Source organism: Brevundimonas sp. D3-1P (assembly GCF_055809335.1).
In genome coordinates, this window is sequence record NZ_CM147908.1 from 2,563,967 (window position 1) to 2,581,341 (window position 17,375).

Annotated in this window: 17 protein-coding genes; 10 read left to right on the forward strand and 7 right to left on the reverse strand. The window is 67.9% G+C overall.

Annotated elements, in window-relative coordinates; translation table 11 throughout:
* Positions 1 to 29: 29 nt before the first annotated feature.
* Positions 30 to 683 (reverse strand): DUF2231 domain-containing protein, encoded by a 654-nt coding sequence (locus tag AC0L6G_RS12945; RefSeq protein ID WP_473252429.1) that lies wholly within the window; start codon positions 681 to 683, stop codon positions 30 to 32.
* A 116-nt stretch (positions 684 to 799) separates the two neighbouring features.
* On the opposite strand from AC0L6G_RS12945, the gene AC0L6G_RS12950 reads away from it, so the two are divergent.
* The 5 genes from AC0L6G_RS12950 (at position 800) to AC0L6G_RS12970 (ending at position 3,042) form a co-directional block, all read left to right on the forward strand.
* Positions 800 to 1,081, forward strand: a complete 282-nt coding sequence (locus tag AC0L6G_RS12950; RefSeq protein ID WP_035309315.1) for a hypothetical protein — start codon at positions 800 to 802, stop codon at positions 1,079 to 1,081.
* A complete protein-coding gene (locus AC0L6G_RS12955) occupies positions 1,078 to 1,518 on the forward strand; it encodes a Spy/CpxP family protein refolding chaperone (protein WP_035309314.1) in 441 nt (146 codons plus the stop codon). Before AC0L6G_RS12950 ends, AC0L6G_RS12955 begins: the two co-directional genes overlap by 4 nt.
* Positions 1,519 to 1,526: 8 nt before the next feature.
* Positions 1,527 to 2,105, forward strand: a complete 579-nt coding sequence (locus AC0L6G_RS12960; protein ID WP_035309312.1) for an RNA polymerase sigma factor — start codon at positions 1,527 to 1,529, stop codon at positions 2,103 to 2,105.
* A 176-nt stretch (positions 2,106 to 2,281) separates the two neighbouring features.
* Positions 2,282 to 2,608 (forward strand): hypothetical protein, encoded by a 327-nt coding sequence (locus tag AC0L6G_RS12965; RefSeq protein ID WP_183197649.1) that lies wholly within the window; start codon positions 2,282 to 2,284, stop codon positions 2,606 to 2,608.
* A gap of 26 nt (positions 2,609 to 2,634) precedes the next feature.
* Positions 2,635 to 3,042, forward strand: a complete 408-nt coding sequence (locus AC0L6G_RS12970) for a copper resistance CopC family protein (protein ID WP_052004988.1) — start codon at positions 2,635 to 2,637, stop codon at positions 3,040 to 3,042.
* Positions 3,043 to 3,182: 140 nt separating this feature from the next.
* Here the strand turns inward: AC0L6G_RS12970 and AC0L6G_RS12975 are convergent, their stop codons facing one another.
* From AC0L6G_RS12975 to AC0L6G_RS13000, 6 genes are all read right to left on the reverse strand, one after another.
* Positions 3,183 to 3,956: an HAD family hydrolase gene (locus AC0L6G_RS12975; protein WP_164952667.1), complete on the reverse strand. Its 774-nt coding sequence runs from the start codon at positions 3,954 to 3,956 to the stop codon at positions 3,183 to 3,185.
* Positions 3,957 to 4,127: 171 nt separating this feature from the next.
* A complete protein-coding gene (locus AC0L6G_RS12980; protein ID WP_473252430.1) occupies positions 4,128 to 5,366 on the reverse strand; it encodes a copper resistance protein B in 1,239 nt (412 codons plus the stop codon).
* 377 nt (positions 5,367 to 5,743) lie between these two features.
* A complete protein-coding gene (locus AC0L6G_RS12985; protein ID WP_035308097.1) occupies positions 5,744 to 7,606 on the reverse strand; it encodes a copper resistance system multicopper oxidase in 1,863 nt (620 codons plus the stop codon).
* A gap of 137 nt (positions 7,607 to 7,743) precedes the next feature.
* Positions 7,744 to 8,214 carry a DUF305 domain-containing protein gene (locus AC0L6G_RS12990; RefSeq protein ID WP_473252431.1) on the reverse strand — a complete coding sequence of 157 codons (471 nt, stop codon included), beginning with the start codon at positions 8,212 to 8,214 and terminating at the stop codon, positions 7,744 to 7,746.
* 55 nt (positions 8,215 to 8,269) lie between these two features.
* A complete protein-coding gene (locus tag AC0L6G_RS12995) occupies positions 8,270 to 8,950 on the reverse strand; it encodes a DUF305 domain-containing protein (protein ID WP_052004990.1) in 681 nt (226 codons plus the stop codon).
* A 282-nt stretch (positions 8,951 to 9,232) separates the two neighbouring features.
* Positions 9,233 to 11,581, reverse strand: coding sequence for a heavy metal translocating P-type ATPase (locus tag AC0L6G_RS13000; RefSeq protein WP_473253254.1), 2,349 nt, complete (start codon positions 11,579 to 11,581; stop codon positions 9,233 to 9,235).
* Between the two features lie 107 nt (positions 11,582 to 11,688).
* Between AC0L6G_RS13000 and AC0L6G_RS13005 the strand changes: the two genes are divergently transcribed.
* From AC0L6G_RS13005 to AC0L6G_RS13025, 5 genes are all read left to right on the forward strand, one after another.
* Entirely contained in the window at positions 11,689 to 11,964 is a 276-nt protein-coding gene (locus AC0L6G_RS13005; RefSeq protein ID WP_473252432.1) for a metal-sensitive transcriptional regulator, read from the forward strand.
* Positions 11,965 to 12,855: 891 nt separating this feature from the next.
* Positions 12,856 to 13,980: an acyltransferase family protein gene (locus AC0L6G_RS13010; protein WP_291537777.1), complete on the forward strand. Its 1,125-nt coding sequence runs from the start codon at positions 12,856 to 12,858 to the stop codon at positions 13,978 to 13,980.
* Positions 13,981 to 14,295: 315 nt separating this feature from the next.
* Positions 14,296 to 14,742, forward strand: a complete 447-nt coding sequence (locus AC0L6G_RS13015; RefSeq protein ID WP_088582500.1) for a hypothetical protein — start codon at positions 14,296 to 14,298, stop codon at positions 14,740 to 14,742.
* Between the two features lie 53 nt (positions 14,743 to 14,795).
* On the forward strand, positions 14,796 to 16,112 hold the full coding sequence (locus tag AC0L6G_RS13020; protein WP_052004992.1) for a TolC family protein: 1,317 nt from the start codon (positions 14,796 to 14,798) through the stop codon (positions 16,110 to 16,112).
* Complete coding sequence (locus AC0L6G_RS13025) at positions 16,109 to 17,371, forward strand: efflux RND transporter periplasmic adaptor subunit (RefSeq protein WP_035308110.1); 1,263 nt, start codon at positions 16,109 to 16,111, stop codon at positions 17,369 to 17,371. The genes AC0L6G_RS13020 and AC0L6G_RS13025 overlap by 4 nt, the downstream gene beginning before the upstream one ends.
* The last annotated feature ends 4 nt before the right edge of the window (positions 17,372 to 17,375 follow it).

The following is a 17,375-nucleotide window of genomic DNA, read 5'->3' on the forward strand; positions in this document are numbered from 1 at the left end:
CGTTCGGGCGACGACGGACCCCAAGGCCGTCAGAACATCAGATGCCTCATGCCATGGGTCAGCATCCCGCCCAGCAGGCCGTTGACCATCACGGCGGCGGCGGTCACGGTCAAAAGACCGATGTAGATCAGCTCGCGCCCGCGCCCCGGCCGGCGGACCCAGTGTTCCTTCGCCCACCAGCTCAGCAGGCCGAGCGCGGCGATCGAGGTGCCGAGCCACCGATGGTAGAGGTGAGTCACATCGTCCTTCCCGGGCAGCCCCATAGCGAACCATCCCAGCGCCACCGCGGCGACCGCGGAGATCGCCGCCAGGGCGATGATCACCCGCGTGCCCTGCGTCAGGACCGGCCGACGCAGCGTCAGGGCGGCGATCTCGAGGAGCGCGGCGACGAGGAACAGCGCGATCGGGAAATGGACGGCGGCGGGATGCATGGCGCCGAGCCAGCGATACAGGCGTTGAGGCATAGGCTTGGGACCCTCGTCCGCAGTCATGGCCCCGTGGTCCATGTCCATGGTCATCCCCGGCATGGCCATCACGCCGCCTTCTGGCACGGCGCCCGCCGGCGCGGCGGCCTGGGCGCGGGCCGCGGCCTGATTGTCATGATCCTCGTGCGCGAACGCGGGCGCGCTGACAGACAGCGCCACCACCAGGGCGAGCCCCGACAGAAGTTTGCGTATCGACATTGTTCTCTCCCATCCCGTCCCTTCTGCTAACTACGCACCGGAGAGGCCGTCCCCTCGTTTGAGGGATTTGGCTCGTTTCGGCGTAGTAGGGATTAGGGGCGCAAGGAGAGTGTTCGATGGCGCGTAATTTGGATGATCTTTTGGCCGGATCGGCGGCGACGCCCTTGGGCCGGTCGCTCGACGGGCTCGAACCGCTGGTCTGGAGCCGGGTCGACGCGCTTCGCGGCGAAAGGTTCGCGTCGCAACTGCGTTTGGGCGCCGTCGCCATGGCCCTGGTCACCGGCCTGACGGCAGGCGGCGTCGGCGCGGTCGCCGCCCCCAGACCGGCCGGAGAGATGGCCATCTTCACGGTCGACGCGGGCCTGTCGCCTCTGGTGAGACTGGAAACCGGCCGATGATGCGCGGCTGGCAGGCCATCGCCCTGACGGCCGTCCTGGCGGCGGTCGCCAGCGGCGCGGGCACTTGGATCAGCGCCAGCTGGGTGCTGAGCCGGCGCGAACCGCCATCTCTGCACGACATCGTGCACCACGACCTGAAGCTCTCGCCCGACCAGCTGACCCGCATCGACGCAGTCGAAGCCCGGTTCGCCGCGCGCCGGCCCGCGCTCGAAGCGGACGTCCGCGCGGCCAATCAGGAACTGGCGCGCGCGATCGCAAGGAGCGACGGCGACGGTCCCCAGGTCCAGGCGGCGGTGGACCATTTCCACGTCGCCATGGGCGCCTTGCAGAAGGAGACGATCGCCCACGTCTTCGAGATGCGGTCCGTTCTGACGCCGGCCCAGGCCGAGGTATTCGACGACCGTATCGTCGAGGCCCTCGCGCCCGACGAAGGCTAGCGTTCCGCGTGGACAGCCCCAACGACCTGTCAGCCCGCGCCGCCGGCGGGGACCGGGCGGCCTTCAGCGAGTTGATGCGGCAGACCAAGACTTCTCTGTTCCGTTTCGTCCGGCGCTATGTCGGCGATGAACAGGACGCCTGGGACCTGTTGCAGGACACCTATGCGGCGGCCTGGATCAACATTCGCCGCTACGACCCGGTCCGACCCTTCGAGGCCTGGATCCGGACCATCGCACTCAATAAATGCCGGGACTGGAGCCGTCGCCGCTTCGTTCGGCGGCTCATCCGGGGCGGCGTCGACCTGTCGTCGCCGGAAGCCATGTCCGTGCCGGACGGGGCCGAGGCGGTCGATGACCGGATGGATGCCAGCGCAAGGCTGGCGCGGTTGAACGAGGCCATGAGCCGTCTGCCGCCGCACCTCAAGGCTCCGCTTATGCTGACGGCAATCGAAGGGCGCAGTCAGGCGGAAACGGCCGGGATGCTGGGTGTCTCCATCAAGACCGTGGAGACCCGCGTGGCGCGGGCTCGTCGCAAGCTGTCCGAGGCGCTGGACGACACGCCCGCTGTCCGGGCCGCTCTTGAGTGATCAGCTCGAGGGTCCTCGGAACCTTCGTCGCGCCTTAGCCCCGCTCGGGCCGCAGCGGCGCTCCGTCGATCGACCTCCAGGCGGCGAGGGATGCGGCGCCCGTCCGCGTATTCTAGTATGAGGGCGTCGCGGGAAATCGACCCGATCATCGCCCTTTTCTTTCAGGAGCTTGTCACATGAGAGTCCCGATCCTAGCCGCCGCAGCGGCGATCACCTTGGGCGCCTGCCAGCCGGCCGCCGACCCTCAACCGGTCGAGGCCCAGACGGCGCCGGGCGCCTCGGCGACGACCCCGATGGAGGCCGCGCCGGTCGCCACGCCCGAGCCGACCCCGCAGCCGCAGGCCGCCGCACCAGCCCCGGCGCCGTCCCCCCGGGCCTCGACGCCCCGACCGACCCGCCCCGCGCCGGCGCCAGCACCCGCCCCGACGCCGCCGCCGGCCGATCCGATGGCTGGCCATGACATGTCGAAGATGGACGGCATGACCATGCCGCCCAACCAGTAGTCCACGTAAGCATCAGGAAGTCTCTCATGAACCGTTCAATCCTCACCAGCCTGGCCGCTCTGGCGGCGCTGGCTCCCGTCTCCCTCGCCCAGGCCCAGAGCCATTCGCACGCGGGCATGTCGGCGCAGGATCACGCCGCCATGCAGGCCCCCGCCAACGGCGTCGTCACCGCGCCCGCGGACAACGCCATGCTAGCGGTCGCGCCGACGACCTTCTCGGCGACGTTCCCGCACGCCATGACCCTGACCTCTCTCAGGCTGACGGGCCCTGACGCCCGGTCCATCGACGTGGCTGTGGTCGACGACGCGGCGCCGGTCACCACGGTCAGCGCGCCCCTCCCCATCCTGGCCCCCGGATCCTATTCCGCCGCCTGGGCCGCGAAGGGCGCCGACGGCCACCAGATGAACGGCCTCGTCCGTTTCATGGTTCACTGAGGGATCGGCCTCCCGCCTCCTGAGGGGCCGAAGCCGGATGTGGAAGGAACGCCGCGCGACCTGCCGCGCGGCGTTTTTCCGTCGTCGATCAGCGGTCGGCTCCCCGGCTGACCCCTCGCGATGGTCTTTCAGCCCTGGGCTCAGTCGGCGCGCCGTGATCGCCGGCCGGCGCGATCCATCCGGCCGGGGGGCGAACTACGCTCCTGAAGGTGGGGCGCCAAGCTCGCCAATGTCCGGGTCACAACGTGGGCGTCGCCGAAACCGCGTCCTACAGCTTGGCCAGCCTCCGGGTCGTACAGAATGGTGAAACAGCCCAGCGCCTTGGCCGGGCGAATGTCCCATTCCAGACTGTCTCCGACGACACAGACCTCGGGCGGATCGACGTTCAAGGCGGCAAACACTCGCCTGAACGCGCCCGGATCGGGCTTGCCAACGCCGACCTCGCCTTCAATCTGGATATGATGGAAACGCGAAGCCAGACCGAAACGCTCGATCTTGGCGCGCTGCAGTGGACCGGCGCCGTTGGTGAGCAGCGCGAGCCGGTATCCAGCGTCCCGCAATTGGACCAACACGGCGTCCGCCTTGGGTTCGAGCCGCATCTGCCGGTCGCGATGGAGGCTGAAGGCGTCGGCGATGCGCTCTGCGATCTCGGGAGATACCGTTGGACTACTGTCGCGCCGCAAGGCCTCGAAGGCTTTGGCTGCGATGACGCGCCGGGCCTGCTTCGGGTCTGCGCGGCCCACGGCGTGGCTGTCCGGATCGCTCCAGAAGGCCCGCCCCGCCTCCGTCAGGGCGCGCGCTGCAACGTCCGGAGCGAGGTCGCCAAGCTCGGTCTGGTATACCTGACAGACGCTGCGCCACGCCAGATCAGGGCGGCGATAGGCTGAGAGCAGGGTGTCATCCAGATCGATCACGACGGCCCGGATCCGCCGCCCCGCTGTCATTGGACAACACCGGGCCGGTCACCGGCCGGCGCAAGGCACAGGCTGTAGCGAGGCCCTGGCCCCGGCGGGGGCGTCCTGACAACCGACCCGTTGCGTGCCTGTGGGGGCGCCGGCGTCAAGACAAGACCCGCCGCCGCTTCGCTAGAACCACGCCCGAATGCCGACGACCAGCCGGGTGTCTTCCGAGCTTCGCCCGTCAGCTTCCAGGAAGTCCGCCGTATTGCCGAAGCTCTTGGTCCATTCGACGCCGACATAGGGTGCGAATTCCTTGCGGAACTCGTAGCGCAAGCGGGCCCCGATCTGGAGCGTCGACAGGCCGGACCCGATCCGGAGTTCGGGGATGTCCTCCGCCGACAGCACCACCTCGGCCCGGGGCTGCACGATCCAGCGATTGGTGATCCGCTGATCATATTCGGCCTCCGCCCTCGCCGTCAGTTCGCCCTTGTTGGACAGGAAGGCCGCCGCATCGACCTCGAACCAGTAGGGCGCCAGACCCTGAATGCCGACGACCAGATCGGTCCGGTCGCCCTCGGGCCGGTAGGTCTGCCGCAGGCCGGTCTGGAAGTCGAAGAAGGGTCGGAACGCCCGGCTGTAGAGGGCCTGGATCTCGGCCTCCTCGACCTCGCCGTCAAAAGCGCCCTCCCCTTCCGACTTCCACCAGAACCGATTGATGTCGCCGCCGGTCCAGCCCTGGGCGTCCCAGGCGTAGCCTTCCTCGTCGTCGCCAAAGGTCGCTTCGAGCTGGTCGATGATGACCGCCGTCGTGCGGACGTTTCCGTGCTCGACCAACAGCTGGGCGCGGGCCGCCGCCATTTCGGCGGGGTCGAACAGCAGGTCGGCGGCATTGGCCGGCCCGCTTGCCGCGCCCGCCGGAGCGGGGGCTTCCGGTGGACGTCCGGGATTGTTCGCGCTGGTCGGGACGTCGGGCGGCATGGCCATTCCGGACATGTCGTGTCCGGCCGGCATCTGACCCATCGTCGACATGTCGTGCCCCGCCGGCATGGCCGGCGCGAGCGGGGTCTGACCCATGGTCGACATGTCATGGCCGGCATGCGGGGACGCGGCGGCCGGAGCCGGCTGGGTCTGGCCCATCGTCGACATGTTGTGTCCCGCCGGCATGGCTGGCGCGGGCTGGGTCTGACCCATGGTCGACATATCATGACCGGCATGCGGGGACGTGGCGGCCGGAGCCGGCTGAGTCTGGCCCATCGTCGACATGTCGTGCCCCGCGGGCATGGCTGGCGCAGGCTGGGTCTGACCCATGGCCGACATGTCATGGCCGGCATGCGGGGACGCGGCGGCCGGAGCCGGCTGGGTCTGGCCCATAGCCGACATGTCGTGCCCCGCCGGCATGGCCGGCGCGGGCTGGGTCTGACCCATGGTCGACATGTCATGACCGGCATGTCTAGACGCGGCGGCTGGAGCGGGCTGCGTCTGGGGCATCGTAGACATGTCGTGTCCCGCAGGCATGGCCGGCGCAGGCCGGGTCTGGCCCATGGTCGACATGTCGTGCCCCGCCGGCATCGCCCCAGCCTGCAGACGGACGGGCACCGCGCCCGTCGGGCACGTCGGCGCTCCGGCCGTCCCTATCCGGGATGCATCGGCGGTGGAGGAGCCGCGCGCGACGCAACCCTCCGGAAGCGTCTGGCGAACAGGCGCGGGCGTTGCATGCCCGGCGTGGCTCTGCGCCAGCGCAGGCGTTCCCGCCGCCGCGGAGGCCGCGGCGAGGATCAGGGGAAGGACGGCGACCGACGTCTTCACGATGCAGCTCCTTCCATCGGACGGACCGTGACCACATTGAACATCCCGGCATGCATGTGCAGCAATAGGTGACAGTGGAAGGCCCAGTCGCCGGGGTTGTCGGCGGTCAGGTCGAAACTGACCTTGCCGCCCGGCGGAACGTTGACAGTGTGTTTGAGCGGCTGGTGCCCGGCAGGGCCCCCGGTGACCAGTTCGAAGAAATGGCCGTGCAGATGGATCGGGTGCGCCATCATGGAATCGTTGACTAGGGTCACGCGCACCCGCTCGTCCCGCTCGAACCGGATCGGCTCGACCAGCTCGCTGAATTTTCGGCCGTCAAAGCCCCACATGAACCGCTCCATATTGCCGGTCAGATGGATTTCCATCGTCCGGGACGGGGGACGCTGATCCTTGTTGGGCTGGAGCGAGACGAGGTCGGTGTAGACGAGGACGCGATGCGGAACATCCTGAAGCCCGATCGGACGCTCGCCCATGCGGTTGGCCGGCGCCATCGCGATGGCATCGACGCCCACACCGACCGCCATGTCGGGCGGCGCATTCTCGGGATCGCGCATGTTCATTCCGGCCATGGAGCCGTGATCCATTCCAGGCATCGCCCCGGCAGGCTGGGCAGGCACGGCGCCGTGATCCATGCCCGCCATGGCTCCGCCGGAGGCTCCGGTCATGGCCCCGTGGTCCATCCCGGCCATGGCTCCGCCCGGCTGGGCTCCCATGGACCCGTGATCCATTCCGCCCATGCCGCCCATGTCCCCCATGCCCATGTCCTTCATGGTCAGGTTGGGAACCTCCCGCAGCGGCGGAACCTCGGCGGTCATTCCAAGACGCGGCGCCAGGGTCGCCCGCCCCATGCCCGATCGGTCGATGGCTTCGGAGACGATGGTGTAGGCGCGGTCCTCGGTCGGCTGGACGATGACGTCATAGGTCTCGGCCACAGAAATCTGGAACTCGTCGGTCTCGATCGGGCGCACATTCTCGCCGTCGGCCTGAACCACGGTCATCGGCAGTCCGGGAATTCGCACGTTGAAGATCGACATGGCCGAGGCGTTGATGATGCGCAACCGCACCCGCTCGCCGGGCCGGAACAGACCGGTCCAGTTCTCCCGCGGCCCGTGGCCGTTGATCAGATAGGTGTAGGTCGAGCCGTTGACGTCGAGGATGTCGCGCGGATCCATGCGCATCTCGCCCCACATCCGGCGCTCTTCCAGGCTCATCCGGTCGCTGCCGTCCAGCAGGCCGGCCAGGGTGGTGCGCTGGCGGTTGAAGTAACCGGGGCTCTTCTTGAGCTTGTCGAAGATTTCGTGCGGGTGCATGAAGCTCCAGTCCGACAGGACCAGCACATGTTCGCGGTCGTAGGCGACCGGGTCGGCGCCCGCCGGGTCGATGACGATGGGCCCGTAATGGCCGAGCGCCTCCTGCAGTCCTGAGTGGCTGTGGTACCAGAAGGTGCCGGACTGCCGGACCGGGAATTCGTAAACGAAGGTCTCGCGCGGGCGGATGCCGGGGAAGCTGACGCCCGGCACACCGTCCATCTGGAACGGCAGCAGGATGCCGTGCCAGTGGATGGATGTGTCCTCATCAAGCTGGTTCGTCACCGCGAGGCGGACGTTCTGGCCTTCGCGCAAACGGAGCACCGGCGCGGGAAGCACGCCGTTGATCGTTGTGGCCGTGGCGGTGCGCCCGTTCACGGTGAACGGCGACTGACCGATCGTCAGGTCGATGTTCGGGCCGGTGAGGGTCGGCAGGTCCGCCCGCAACCCCGGCGAACCTGTCTGGGCCCAGGCGGGCATCAAGCCCTGCAGGGCCGCGAGACCGCCTCCGGCGACAGCGCCGCGCAGCAGTAGTCGACGATCCAGCTTCATGGGATACTCCTGAAAGTCATGACCGCGCCTCCGTACGGCGACGATCTATAGGGATTTACGCAGGCGACGCGGTCGGCCCTCGCGACACGCTGCCGCAGAGCCGACCGCGCCGGCGGCCCTCGCGGCCGCCCGCCGAATTACCGCCGCGCCAGAAGAGCCTTCATCTGGGCGATCTCCTGTTCCTGGGAGCGGACGATTTCCTCGCACAGACCGAGCACTTCCGGATCCGTCAGCGAGGCTTGCTGGCACATCAGGATGGCGCCGGAGTGGTGCGGGATCATCGAACGCAGGAACTCCGTGTCTCCCACCGCCGCCTGGGTCCGCATACCCCAGAAGCTGACCGCAAACACCAGGGCGGCAGCCCCGCCGATCAGCAGATTCGTCCGTTTCGACGGATACATCGACCGCATGAACACCAGCATGAGGATCGCCATAGGCGAGACCATCATGAGGGTCATGTAGACGTTGTTGAGGTTGAAGTAGAAATGATTGAGGGACGCGATCATCGTGTACATCACGAGGTACATGGTGATGAAATCCAGGACGAGCTCGATCGCGAACGACCGATAGCTCCCCTTCATGGCGTGCATGGTCTTCATGTTTTCCATCGATTGTTCTTCCTCTACTCGCAAATCTGCAACGGGACTTCTCGCCGACGCCGGATCATCCTGCGCTGGCGGGATGAGCCTCCAGCCAGGCGCGCAGCTCCGCGATGTCCGCGGTCTGCATCTCGATCGTCTTCTGCGCCATGCGCCGGATGTCGGCGTCCTGGCTTTCGCGCAGCACCACCTGGGCCATGTCGAGGGCGCCCTGGTGATGCGCGATCATCTTGCGAGCCCAAGTCTGGTCCGTGTCGACCCCGGTCGCGGCCATCATGGCCTCCATCATTTTCGCTTCGGCCGGCGCGAACGGCGGCTCACCGCCTCCGCCCGGCGCTGCCGCACCGGCTGCGGCCCCCACGTTTGTTTCGAGCCAACGCTGGAGCTCGGCGATGTCCCCGGTCTGCATCTCGACGGTCTTCTGCGCCATCCGGCGAATGTCGGCATCCCGCGTGTCGCGCAGCACGATCTGGGACATATCGAGGGCGCCTTGGTGATGGGGGATCATCTTGCGGGCCCATGCCTCTCCGGCGCTGGCTCCCGTCGCCGACCTCATGGCCTCGTGCATCCTCGCCTCGGCGGCGGAGAAGGGCGTCTGCGCCATCGCCATGGGCTCCGGAGTCTGCGCCGACTCGTCGGCCTTGGAGGCCGCCGGCGGCTCGGCGGCCGGGCTGCACGCCGCCACGAGGAGAGCGGAACAGCCGGCGAGCAGAACGGACGAGCGTGTGAAGGTCAGGTTGAACATCGGGTGTCTCCGGCGTGGGGCGGCGCCGGCGAATCGGCCGGCGGCTAGTTGAAGAGGGCGCCGGCGAGGCGGCGGCGGGACGCGGACTTGAACCGGGATCTCGGCGCCGTTGCGCAACTGGACATGAACGCCAGTTAAATCCGGGTCCTCCGACACGGTTCCGCCTTGATCAAATATACCCGAACGCTGTTGGATCAGGCGAGGGATCGGCTGCCGGAGTGCGTAATGGCGCAAACGCCGGTCGTCGCCTTCTCCTGGCCCCGGTCCCCCATGCCGCCCCCGTTAAAGTCTGACCGCACGAAGCCGCAGCGCATTGCCGATGACGCTCACGGAGGACAGGGCCATCGCCAACGCCGCCAGAGCCGGCGACAGCAGGAGGCCAAAGATCGGGTACAGCAGCCCCGCCGCGACCGGAATGCCCAGGGCGTTGTACCCGAAGGCGAAGACGAGATTCTGGCGAATGTTGCTCATCACCGCCTTCGACAGCTTGCGGGCCCGGACGATGCCCTGGAGGTCGCCCCCCAGCAGGGTGACGCCGGCGCTCTCGATCGCCACGTCGGAACCTGCGCCCATGGCCACACCAACATCGGCGGCGGCCAGGGCCGGGGCATCGTTGACCCCGTCGCCAGCCATGGCGACGATCCGGCCCTCGGCGCGCAGCCGCTCGACGACCGCCGCCTTGTCCTGCGGCAGGACCTCGGCCTGGACGTCGTCTATGCCGAGCCGGCGCGCCACCGCCTCGGCCGTGGTCCGGTTGTCCCCGGTCATCATCACCAGGCGCAGGCCCGCGGCCTTGAGATCGCGAATGGCCTCGGCCGTCGTCGCCTTGACCGGGTCGGCGATGCCGAGGACGCCGGCCGCGGCCCCGTCCACGGCCACGAAGATCGCGGTGGCGCCGTCCTGGCGTAGCGCCTCGGCCTCGGCCTCGAGAGCGGCGACATCCACGCCGATCTCGCCGAGGTACCGGCCGTTGCCGAGCGCCACGCGGCGGCCGTCGACCACCCCGGTGACGCCACGCCCGACCGGGCTGTCGAACTCCGAGGCCTCCGACAGCGCGAGCTTGCGATCCGTCGCGGCGCGGACGACGGCGTCGGCCAGCGGATGTTCGCTGGCCCGCTCCAGACTGGCGGAGAGTCTCAGAAGCTCGGTCTCGTCGAACCCGGCGGCGGGCCGGATGGCCGTCACCGACGGTCGCCCCTCGGTCAGGGTGCCGGTCTTGTCGAGCACCAGGGTGTCGACCTTTTCGAAACGCTCCAGCGCCTCGGCGTTCTTGATCAAGACCCCGGCGTGGGCGCCGCGCCCCACCCCGACCATGATGGAGATCGGCGTTGCCAGGCCCAGCGCGCAGGGACAGGCGATGATCAGCACCGAGACCGCGGCGACCAGCGCGTAGGACAGGCGCGGTTCGGGACCGACCAGGCCCCAGACGAGGGCGGCGAGAACCGCGATGCCGATCACTGCCGGCACGAACCAGCCGGACACCTTGTCGGCCAGCCGCTGGATCGGCGCGCGGCTGCGCTGGGCCTGGGCCACCATCTGGACGATCTGCGCCAGCAGGGTGTCGGCGCCGACCTTGTCAGCCCGCATCACGAACGAGCCGGTCTTGTTGAGCGAACCGGCGACGACTTTGTCCCCGACGCCCTTGGTCACCGGCATGGATTCACCCGTGACCAGGGACTCGTCGATGGTTACGCGACCGTCCAGAATCTCGCCATCGACCGCCACCTTCTCGCCGGGGCGGACGCGCAGCCGGTCTCCGACGGCGACCATGTCGAGCGTGACGTCCTCGTCGCCGCCGTCGTCACGGAGCCGCCGCGCGGTCTTGGGCGCCAAATCAAGCAGCGCCCGGATGGCGCCGGACGTCTGTTCGCGGGCGCGCAGCTCAAGAATCTGGCCCACCAGAACCAGGACGGTGATGATGGCCGCTGCCTCGAAATAGACCGGCGCGCTGCCGTCCATCCGGCGGACCGCCGCCGGGAACAGAGCCGGCGCCAGCACCGCGACCACGCTGTAGATCCAGGCCGCGCCGACGCCGATGGCGATCAGGGTGAACATGTTGAGGCTGCGGTTGCGGAGGGAAGCCCAGCCCCGCTGGAAGAACGGCCAGCCGGCCCACAGCACCACGGGCGTCGCCAGCGCGAACTGGATCCAGTTGGAGGTTTGGCCCGAAATCCGCATCGCCAGTCCGGTCAGATGGCCGCCCATCTCGAGCGCGAAGACGGGCAGGGTCAGGACCGCGGCAACCCAGAGGCGGCGGGTGAAGTCGATCAGTTCGTGATTGACCGGCGCCTCGGCGGTGACGGTCTCCGGCTCCAGCGCCATGCCGCAGATCGGGCAGGAGCCCGGGCCCTCCTGGCGCACCTCCGGATGCATCGGGCAGGTGTAGATGGCGCCCGGGATGACAGGCGCCGGTTGCCGGGCCTCGCCGAGATAGCGGTCCGGATCGGCGATGAATTTGGTCCGGCAGCCCGCCGAACAGAAGAAATAGTCCTTATCGTCGTGGGCCGCCCGATGCGCTGTGGTCGCCGGATCGACGGTCATGCCGCAGACCGGATCGACCGCCTTCGCGCCGCTGTCCGCCGATTTGGCCGAACAGCAGCTGTGGTCGGGCGGATGCGAAGGGGAGGGCATGGACATGGCGGGCTCCTTGAAACAGCTGGACGCCATATATACCCTAAGGGGGTATCGCGCAAGGCGCTGTCCTGGGGTATGGTCGAACGGTCAGAGCGAGGAATTGGATGCAGACGGAAACAAAACCCAAGGTGTTGAACCGCCTGAACCGGATCGAGGGCCAGGTGCGCGGCATCGCCCGGATGGTCGAGGAGGACCGCTACTGCGTGGAGGTCCTCACCCAGCTCCAGGCCGTACGGGCGGCCCTGCTGCGCGTCGAGAGCGAGGTGCTGAAAGACCACCTCGACCATTGCGTCATGGGGGCGATGACCGGCGACGATCTCTCCGATCGCAAGGCCAAGGCCACAGAACTGATCAACCTTCTCGGACGCGCATCGCGCTAGCGCAGGATATTTCCCTAGACGGCCTGTCGGATTGGTTCGGCGAGCGTCCTAAAATATCCTCTCGGGTAGTAGGGCCGATCGGACACGCCGATCTGGCCTGCCCGGGGCGTGTGGACCCCGGACCGGAACTTGCCCAAGAGATGATCCCACAGGCTGATGAACAGGCCGAAAAACCCACGGAGAATCACGGGCGCATAGCGAAGACGTGGAGCCTGCATCTGCGCCTAGGCCAGGACCTTGAGGCGCCGACCGACCAGGCCCCACGGGCGACGGCTCCGGGCGCCGGGTCCTCAGACGGCTTGAGAAGCACCCCTTCAAGGCGTGGATCCAGCTTATACGCCTTGACGCCGAGCCGTTCTCTGAAGCCCGCCACGATGCGGTCCGGCTGGGCCTCTGGGCTCGACAGGGCCGTCAGGGAGGGCGGAATGACGAGGCGAGGGCCGGCCCGATCAGCGCCAGAAAGCCCGATGACGATCGCCTGACGGCTCGGGGCGCGACGGTCGTCCAGAACCACGCGGGCCGAGCCCGCGCGAGCCACGGTCAGCTGGATCGCGACATGGGCGTGGGCGACGTGGTCTTCGTGCGGGCCCGCATGGGCGGCCGATCCATCGCCCATGGAGAAAACCGCGCTCGATGAGATCCAGGCCATCGTTCACCATGGCCGCGCCGGTCTGTGGGCTGAGCCGGTGGCGCGCGTCATCGCGCCTTCCGATGAAAACCTGCAAGCCGATCGCCATGAGCCCGCGAGCGGCGCAGGATCAGATCATGGCCTTTTCTCCAGCGCGGCAGGCCTGATCCCCAGATGCGACAGAATGAGGGATGGAGGCGACCGATGCGTAGACCAATTAAGCGGTCCGTCCTGTGCCGCCTGCCTTTGGGGGGCCATCGTTCATGACGTCCGTTTCTCCGACTCACGAAGGCTACCCGGCTGATCTGATGGCCCTGACCAGCCTGCGGGCCTTCCTGGCCATGGGCGTGGTGCTGTTCCACTACCAGCTTCAGTGGGATCCGGCCCTCGGCTACAGCCCGATCATCGAGCGAAGCCGGCTGGCGGTCGACGCCTTCTTCATGCTGTCGGGCTTCATTCTGGCCCACGTCTACGGCCCCGCTTTCGCCGCAGGAACATTCAGCTACAGGCGCTTCCTCGTGGCCCGCTTGGCTCGGCTCTATCCCCTCCATCTGGCGATTTTGGGCGGTGTTCTGATCATGGTGCTCGGAGCTTCAATCTCTGGCGTTCCGTTCGATCTCTCGACCTATACGACAGAGGGCTTCTTCAAGACCCTGTTCCTGGTGCAGGCGTGGTTTCCAAGCGAAATCGGATACAATTGGAGCGGCCCGTCCTGGTCGCTCTCGGCGGAATGGTTCGCCTATCTGCTGTTCCCGGCCTACGCCCTTCTCTCGATCCGGATGAGACATCGTCCTTGGTTCCTGCTCGGCTTGGGCATCGTCAGCTATGTTGTCATCGACGCGGCCTACGTCTCAACCTTCGGCAAGGTTCTGCCTCGGGCCGAGGACGACATGGGCATCTTGCGCATAGCGCCGGCCTTTCTGATCGGCATGGCGCTCTACGGCTTGGGCCATCGCTGGCGCTGGAGCCGGCCCGTCGCCATCGCCGCCGCCCTGGCTGCTACCCTCGTGTTGCTCGGCGCTATGCAGCTGTCGTTGGACGACCGGATCATCGTCGCCCTCTCAGCCCCCGTTATCCTGACCTGGTCCCTGCTCGCACGCGCGGACTGCGAGGGGCCTCTCGCCGCCCCTGCGCTGGTTTTCGCCGGTGAAGCCTCCTTCGCCCTCTATCTCGTGCACATGCCCGTCCTCGTCGCCTTCAAGGGCGTGGTCGCCGAACTGCGCGGCATCGACAGCGCCTTCCGCATCACGCCAGTCGAACTGGCAGGGTTGTTCGTCGTCACGGCGCTGATCGCGGCGGCCCTGCATCTGCTCGTTGAGAAACCTGGGCGAACCTGGATCCGACGCCGGTTCGAAAGCCGGCGAGCCCGGCCCGCGGCGCCGGCCTGACCCCGGGCCACGAGACGTGGGTACTGCCTCGGCGTCGGTCAATCCCGACCGGTCGGCGCCGCACTGGCGCCGCAGCGACCCGCAGCCCACCAAGAAAACATTTTGAGAATGATAGTGAGTCACTCCCATGCCGCCCCTTACCACGACTGGCGGATCGATCAATGTTCGCATCGTCGCAGCCGTCAACGGAGCTCCCGACCTCCGCCATCACGTATCCACCTGAAGGACGAATCCTAGCCATATCGTGATGCGGCAACCTCGACCGTTGCCATTGGGATCGGGTCGCACTATGGCGGATGAAGGAGCCGTTCAATCTTGTCTCGCCTGTTTCGCACCATTTGCGTCAGCCTGTGCGCCGCCCTCGTGGCGACGTTGAGCCTGCATGGGGTTCAGGAAGGGCGGCACCAGATTGCCCATGCGTCGGATTGGCCGGCAGTCGCGATCGGCCACGGTGATCACGCAGAGATCGCGGACGTCGATCATGGCTCGCTGCACGTCCATATCGCCCCCGACGCGCCGGCCGAGGATCCACTGGATCAAGCCGAAGACGGCGAAGACGAGGGCGAGGCCGGGCGTCCAGCAAGCCATCACCACCATACGAGCGGCGACAGCCACACCGCCATCCCGATCCTCAACCGCGATCTGAGCCCCCTCGTCGCCATGAACGCCGTGCTGATCCAGCCGGCGGGCGATGGCGCACGTCCGGCCCACGACGGCGACGGGCCTGAATACCCTCCCAGACGGACGCGCACGATCATCTGATCCGACGCGGCCAATCGGTCGCGCGTGCACCCCCGTTTCCCGGAGAGAATCCCTTGAAGACCCCATCGTCCGGCATTGCCGGGCCGTGGGCGCGACTGACGGCCGTGTCGGCCCTCGCGCTCATTCTGGCGGCCTCGCTGCCGCCGACCCTTGCTGTCGCACAGGATGCGGCGGCCACGTCCACCGCGCCTGTACTGTCGCTGGACGAGGCGCTGCGTCGAGCCGCCCTGGTCGATCCCTCACTGGCACCGACCCAGGCCCGGCGACAGGCGTCGCGGGCAGCCGTGCGTCAGGCGGACGTTCGTCCCAACCCCACGCTTGGGGTGATGGTCGAGAACTTTCCGACCATCGGCGGAGGCGACCTGTTCCGTCGGACCGAGACCACGCTCACAGTCGAGCAACGGTTCGAGCGGGGCGGTGACAGGTCCGCCCGTGTCTCTCTCGCCGAAGCCGAAGGGCTGCTGGTCGACGCCACCGCGCGCATTCGCCAGTTGGACCGGCTCGAACAGGTGCAGCGCGCCTGGGCGGAAGCTCTGGCGGCTCAGGCCGAGTTGGAGATCGCCCGCGAGCGCCTTGACCTCGCCGAACGGTTCCAGACCGAGGTCGGTCGCCGCGTGGACATGGCGCGCGATCCTCTGTTCGCCGGGGCGCGCGCCGAGGCCGAACTGGCTCAGGCCCAGATCGACTTCGATCAGGCCGGGATTACCGTCCGGGTCGCCAACATTTCGCTGGCCCGGTTCTGGGATGGGTCATCGGACTTCACCCTTGGCGCCGAGACCTTCGCCGACACCCGGTCGGCGCTCGACGTCACGGATGGGGTCGCCCAGGCGGACCTGGACATCTTCGTCGCACAGCGCGACATCGCCGTCGCCCGGGTGGCGGTGGAGACGGCCCGCGCCCGGTCGGACGCCACGGTCAGCGCCGGCGTCCGTCACTTCGGGGACGGCAACGACCTCGGCTTTGTCGTCGGCGCGTCGATTCCCCTTGGTCGCTACGACCAGAACCTCGGGGCCATCGACCGCGCCCGAGCGGAGGGGCTGGCCGCCGAGGGTGATCTCGCCGCCGCCCGCATCGACCGTGAACGTGAGATCGCGCGCCTGCAGGTTCAGGTCATGGCCCGAGCCAGCGAAGCTCGCAGGATCGGGCAGGAAACCCTTCCCCAGGCCGAGCGCGCCGTCGTTCTGGTGCGCGACGGCTTCAACAGGGGCGGCTTCACCTACAACGACGTCATCTCCGCCCAGACCGCCCTGCTGCAGACCCGCGCCCGCCGCGTCGCGGTGCTCAAGCAATTCCATATCGATCGCGCCCGCCTCGACAGACTGACCGGCGCGCACGGCGCCCTGATCCTCGCCCTGGAGACTCAACCATGATCCGCCTGACACCTTCGCGGCGCTGGCTCGTTGCGTCCGCGATCGTCCTCGCCTTCGCCGCCGCCGCTTGCGGAGACAAGCCCGCCGAAAAGGCAGGCGAAAACGGCGAGGCTGCCGCCGCCGACTATGAGCGTGGCCCTCACCGAGGCCGGATGCTCCGCGACGGAGACTTCGCCCTTGAGATCACCATCTTCGAGGAAGGACCAGAGCCCCTGTTCCGGCTCTATCCCTATCTGAAGGACAAGCCGCTCGATCCACGTCAGGTCCAGGCGACCATGGCCCTGACCCGTCTCGGGCCGAAGGTCGATCGGTTCACCTTCATCCCGACCGAGGACTATCTCGCCAGCCCCGGTGTCGTCTCCGAGCCGCACTCCTTCGACGTGGCGGTCGCGGCGACCCAGAACGGCAAGCGATCGACCTGGGCCTACCAGTCCTATGAGGGTCGCACCGTCATCTCAGCCGACGCCGCCCGCGCCGGTGGCGTCACCACGCAGCGCGCCGGTTCCGCAGTCCTGGGCGAGTCTCTGCCGTTGAGCGGTCGGGTCGAGATCACGCCTGAGGGCCAGAGCGATGTCTTCGCCCGCTATCCGGGTCGGGTGATGGCGTTGAACGTCGAACTGGGCCAGCGCGTATCGCGAGGCCAGGTTGTGGCGCGGGTCGAGTCCAGCGAGAGCCTCCAGACCTATTCCGTCACCGCGCCGATCTCCGGCGTCATCATGGCCAAGAACGTCAACGCCGGGGCCATCACCGGCGCGGGCGGCGAGCCGATGCTGGTGATCGGCGACCCAACCCGCCTCCATGCCGAGTTCGCCCTCTATCCGCGCGATGCAGAACGTGTCCGCCGGGGCCAGCGGGTCGAGGTCACCAGTCTGGCAGGTGACCACCGTTTCAATGGCGTCATCGAAACCATCCTGCCCGGCTCTGATCCGATGAGCCAGACCCTGATCGCCCATGTCGAACTGGCCTATCAGGGCGGCGTCTGGCGGCCGGGCCTGGGAGTACAGGGCACCGTTCAGGTCGGTGAGGGTGCAGTGCCTCTCGCCGTCCAGACCAAGGCCATCCAGCCGTTCCGCGATTTCCAGGTCGTCTACGCCAAGGTCGGCAACACCTATGAGGTGCGGATGCTCGAACTGGGCCGAAGGACCGACGAGTGGACCGAGGTGCTTGGCGGGCTCGAACCCCGAACCGAATACGTCGTGGACGGCGCCTTCCTCATTCGCGCGGACATCGAAAAGTCCGGCGCGAGCCATGATCACTAGGGGG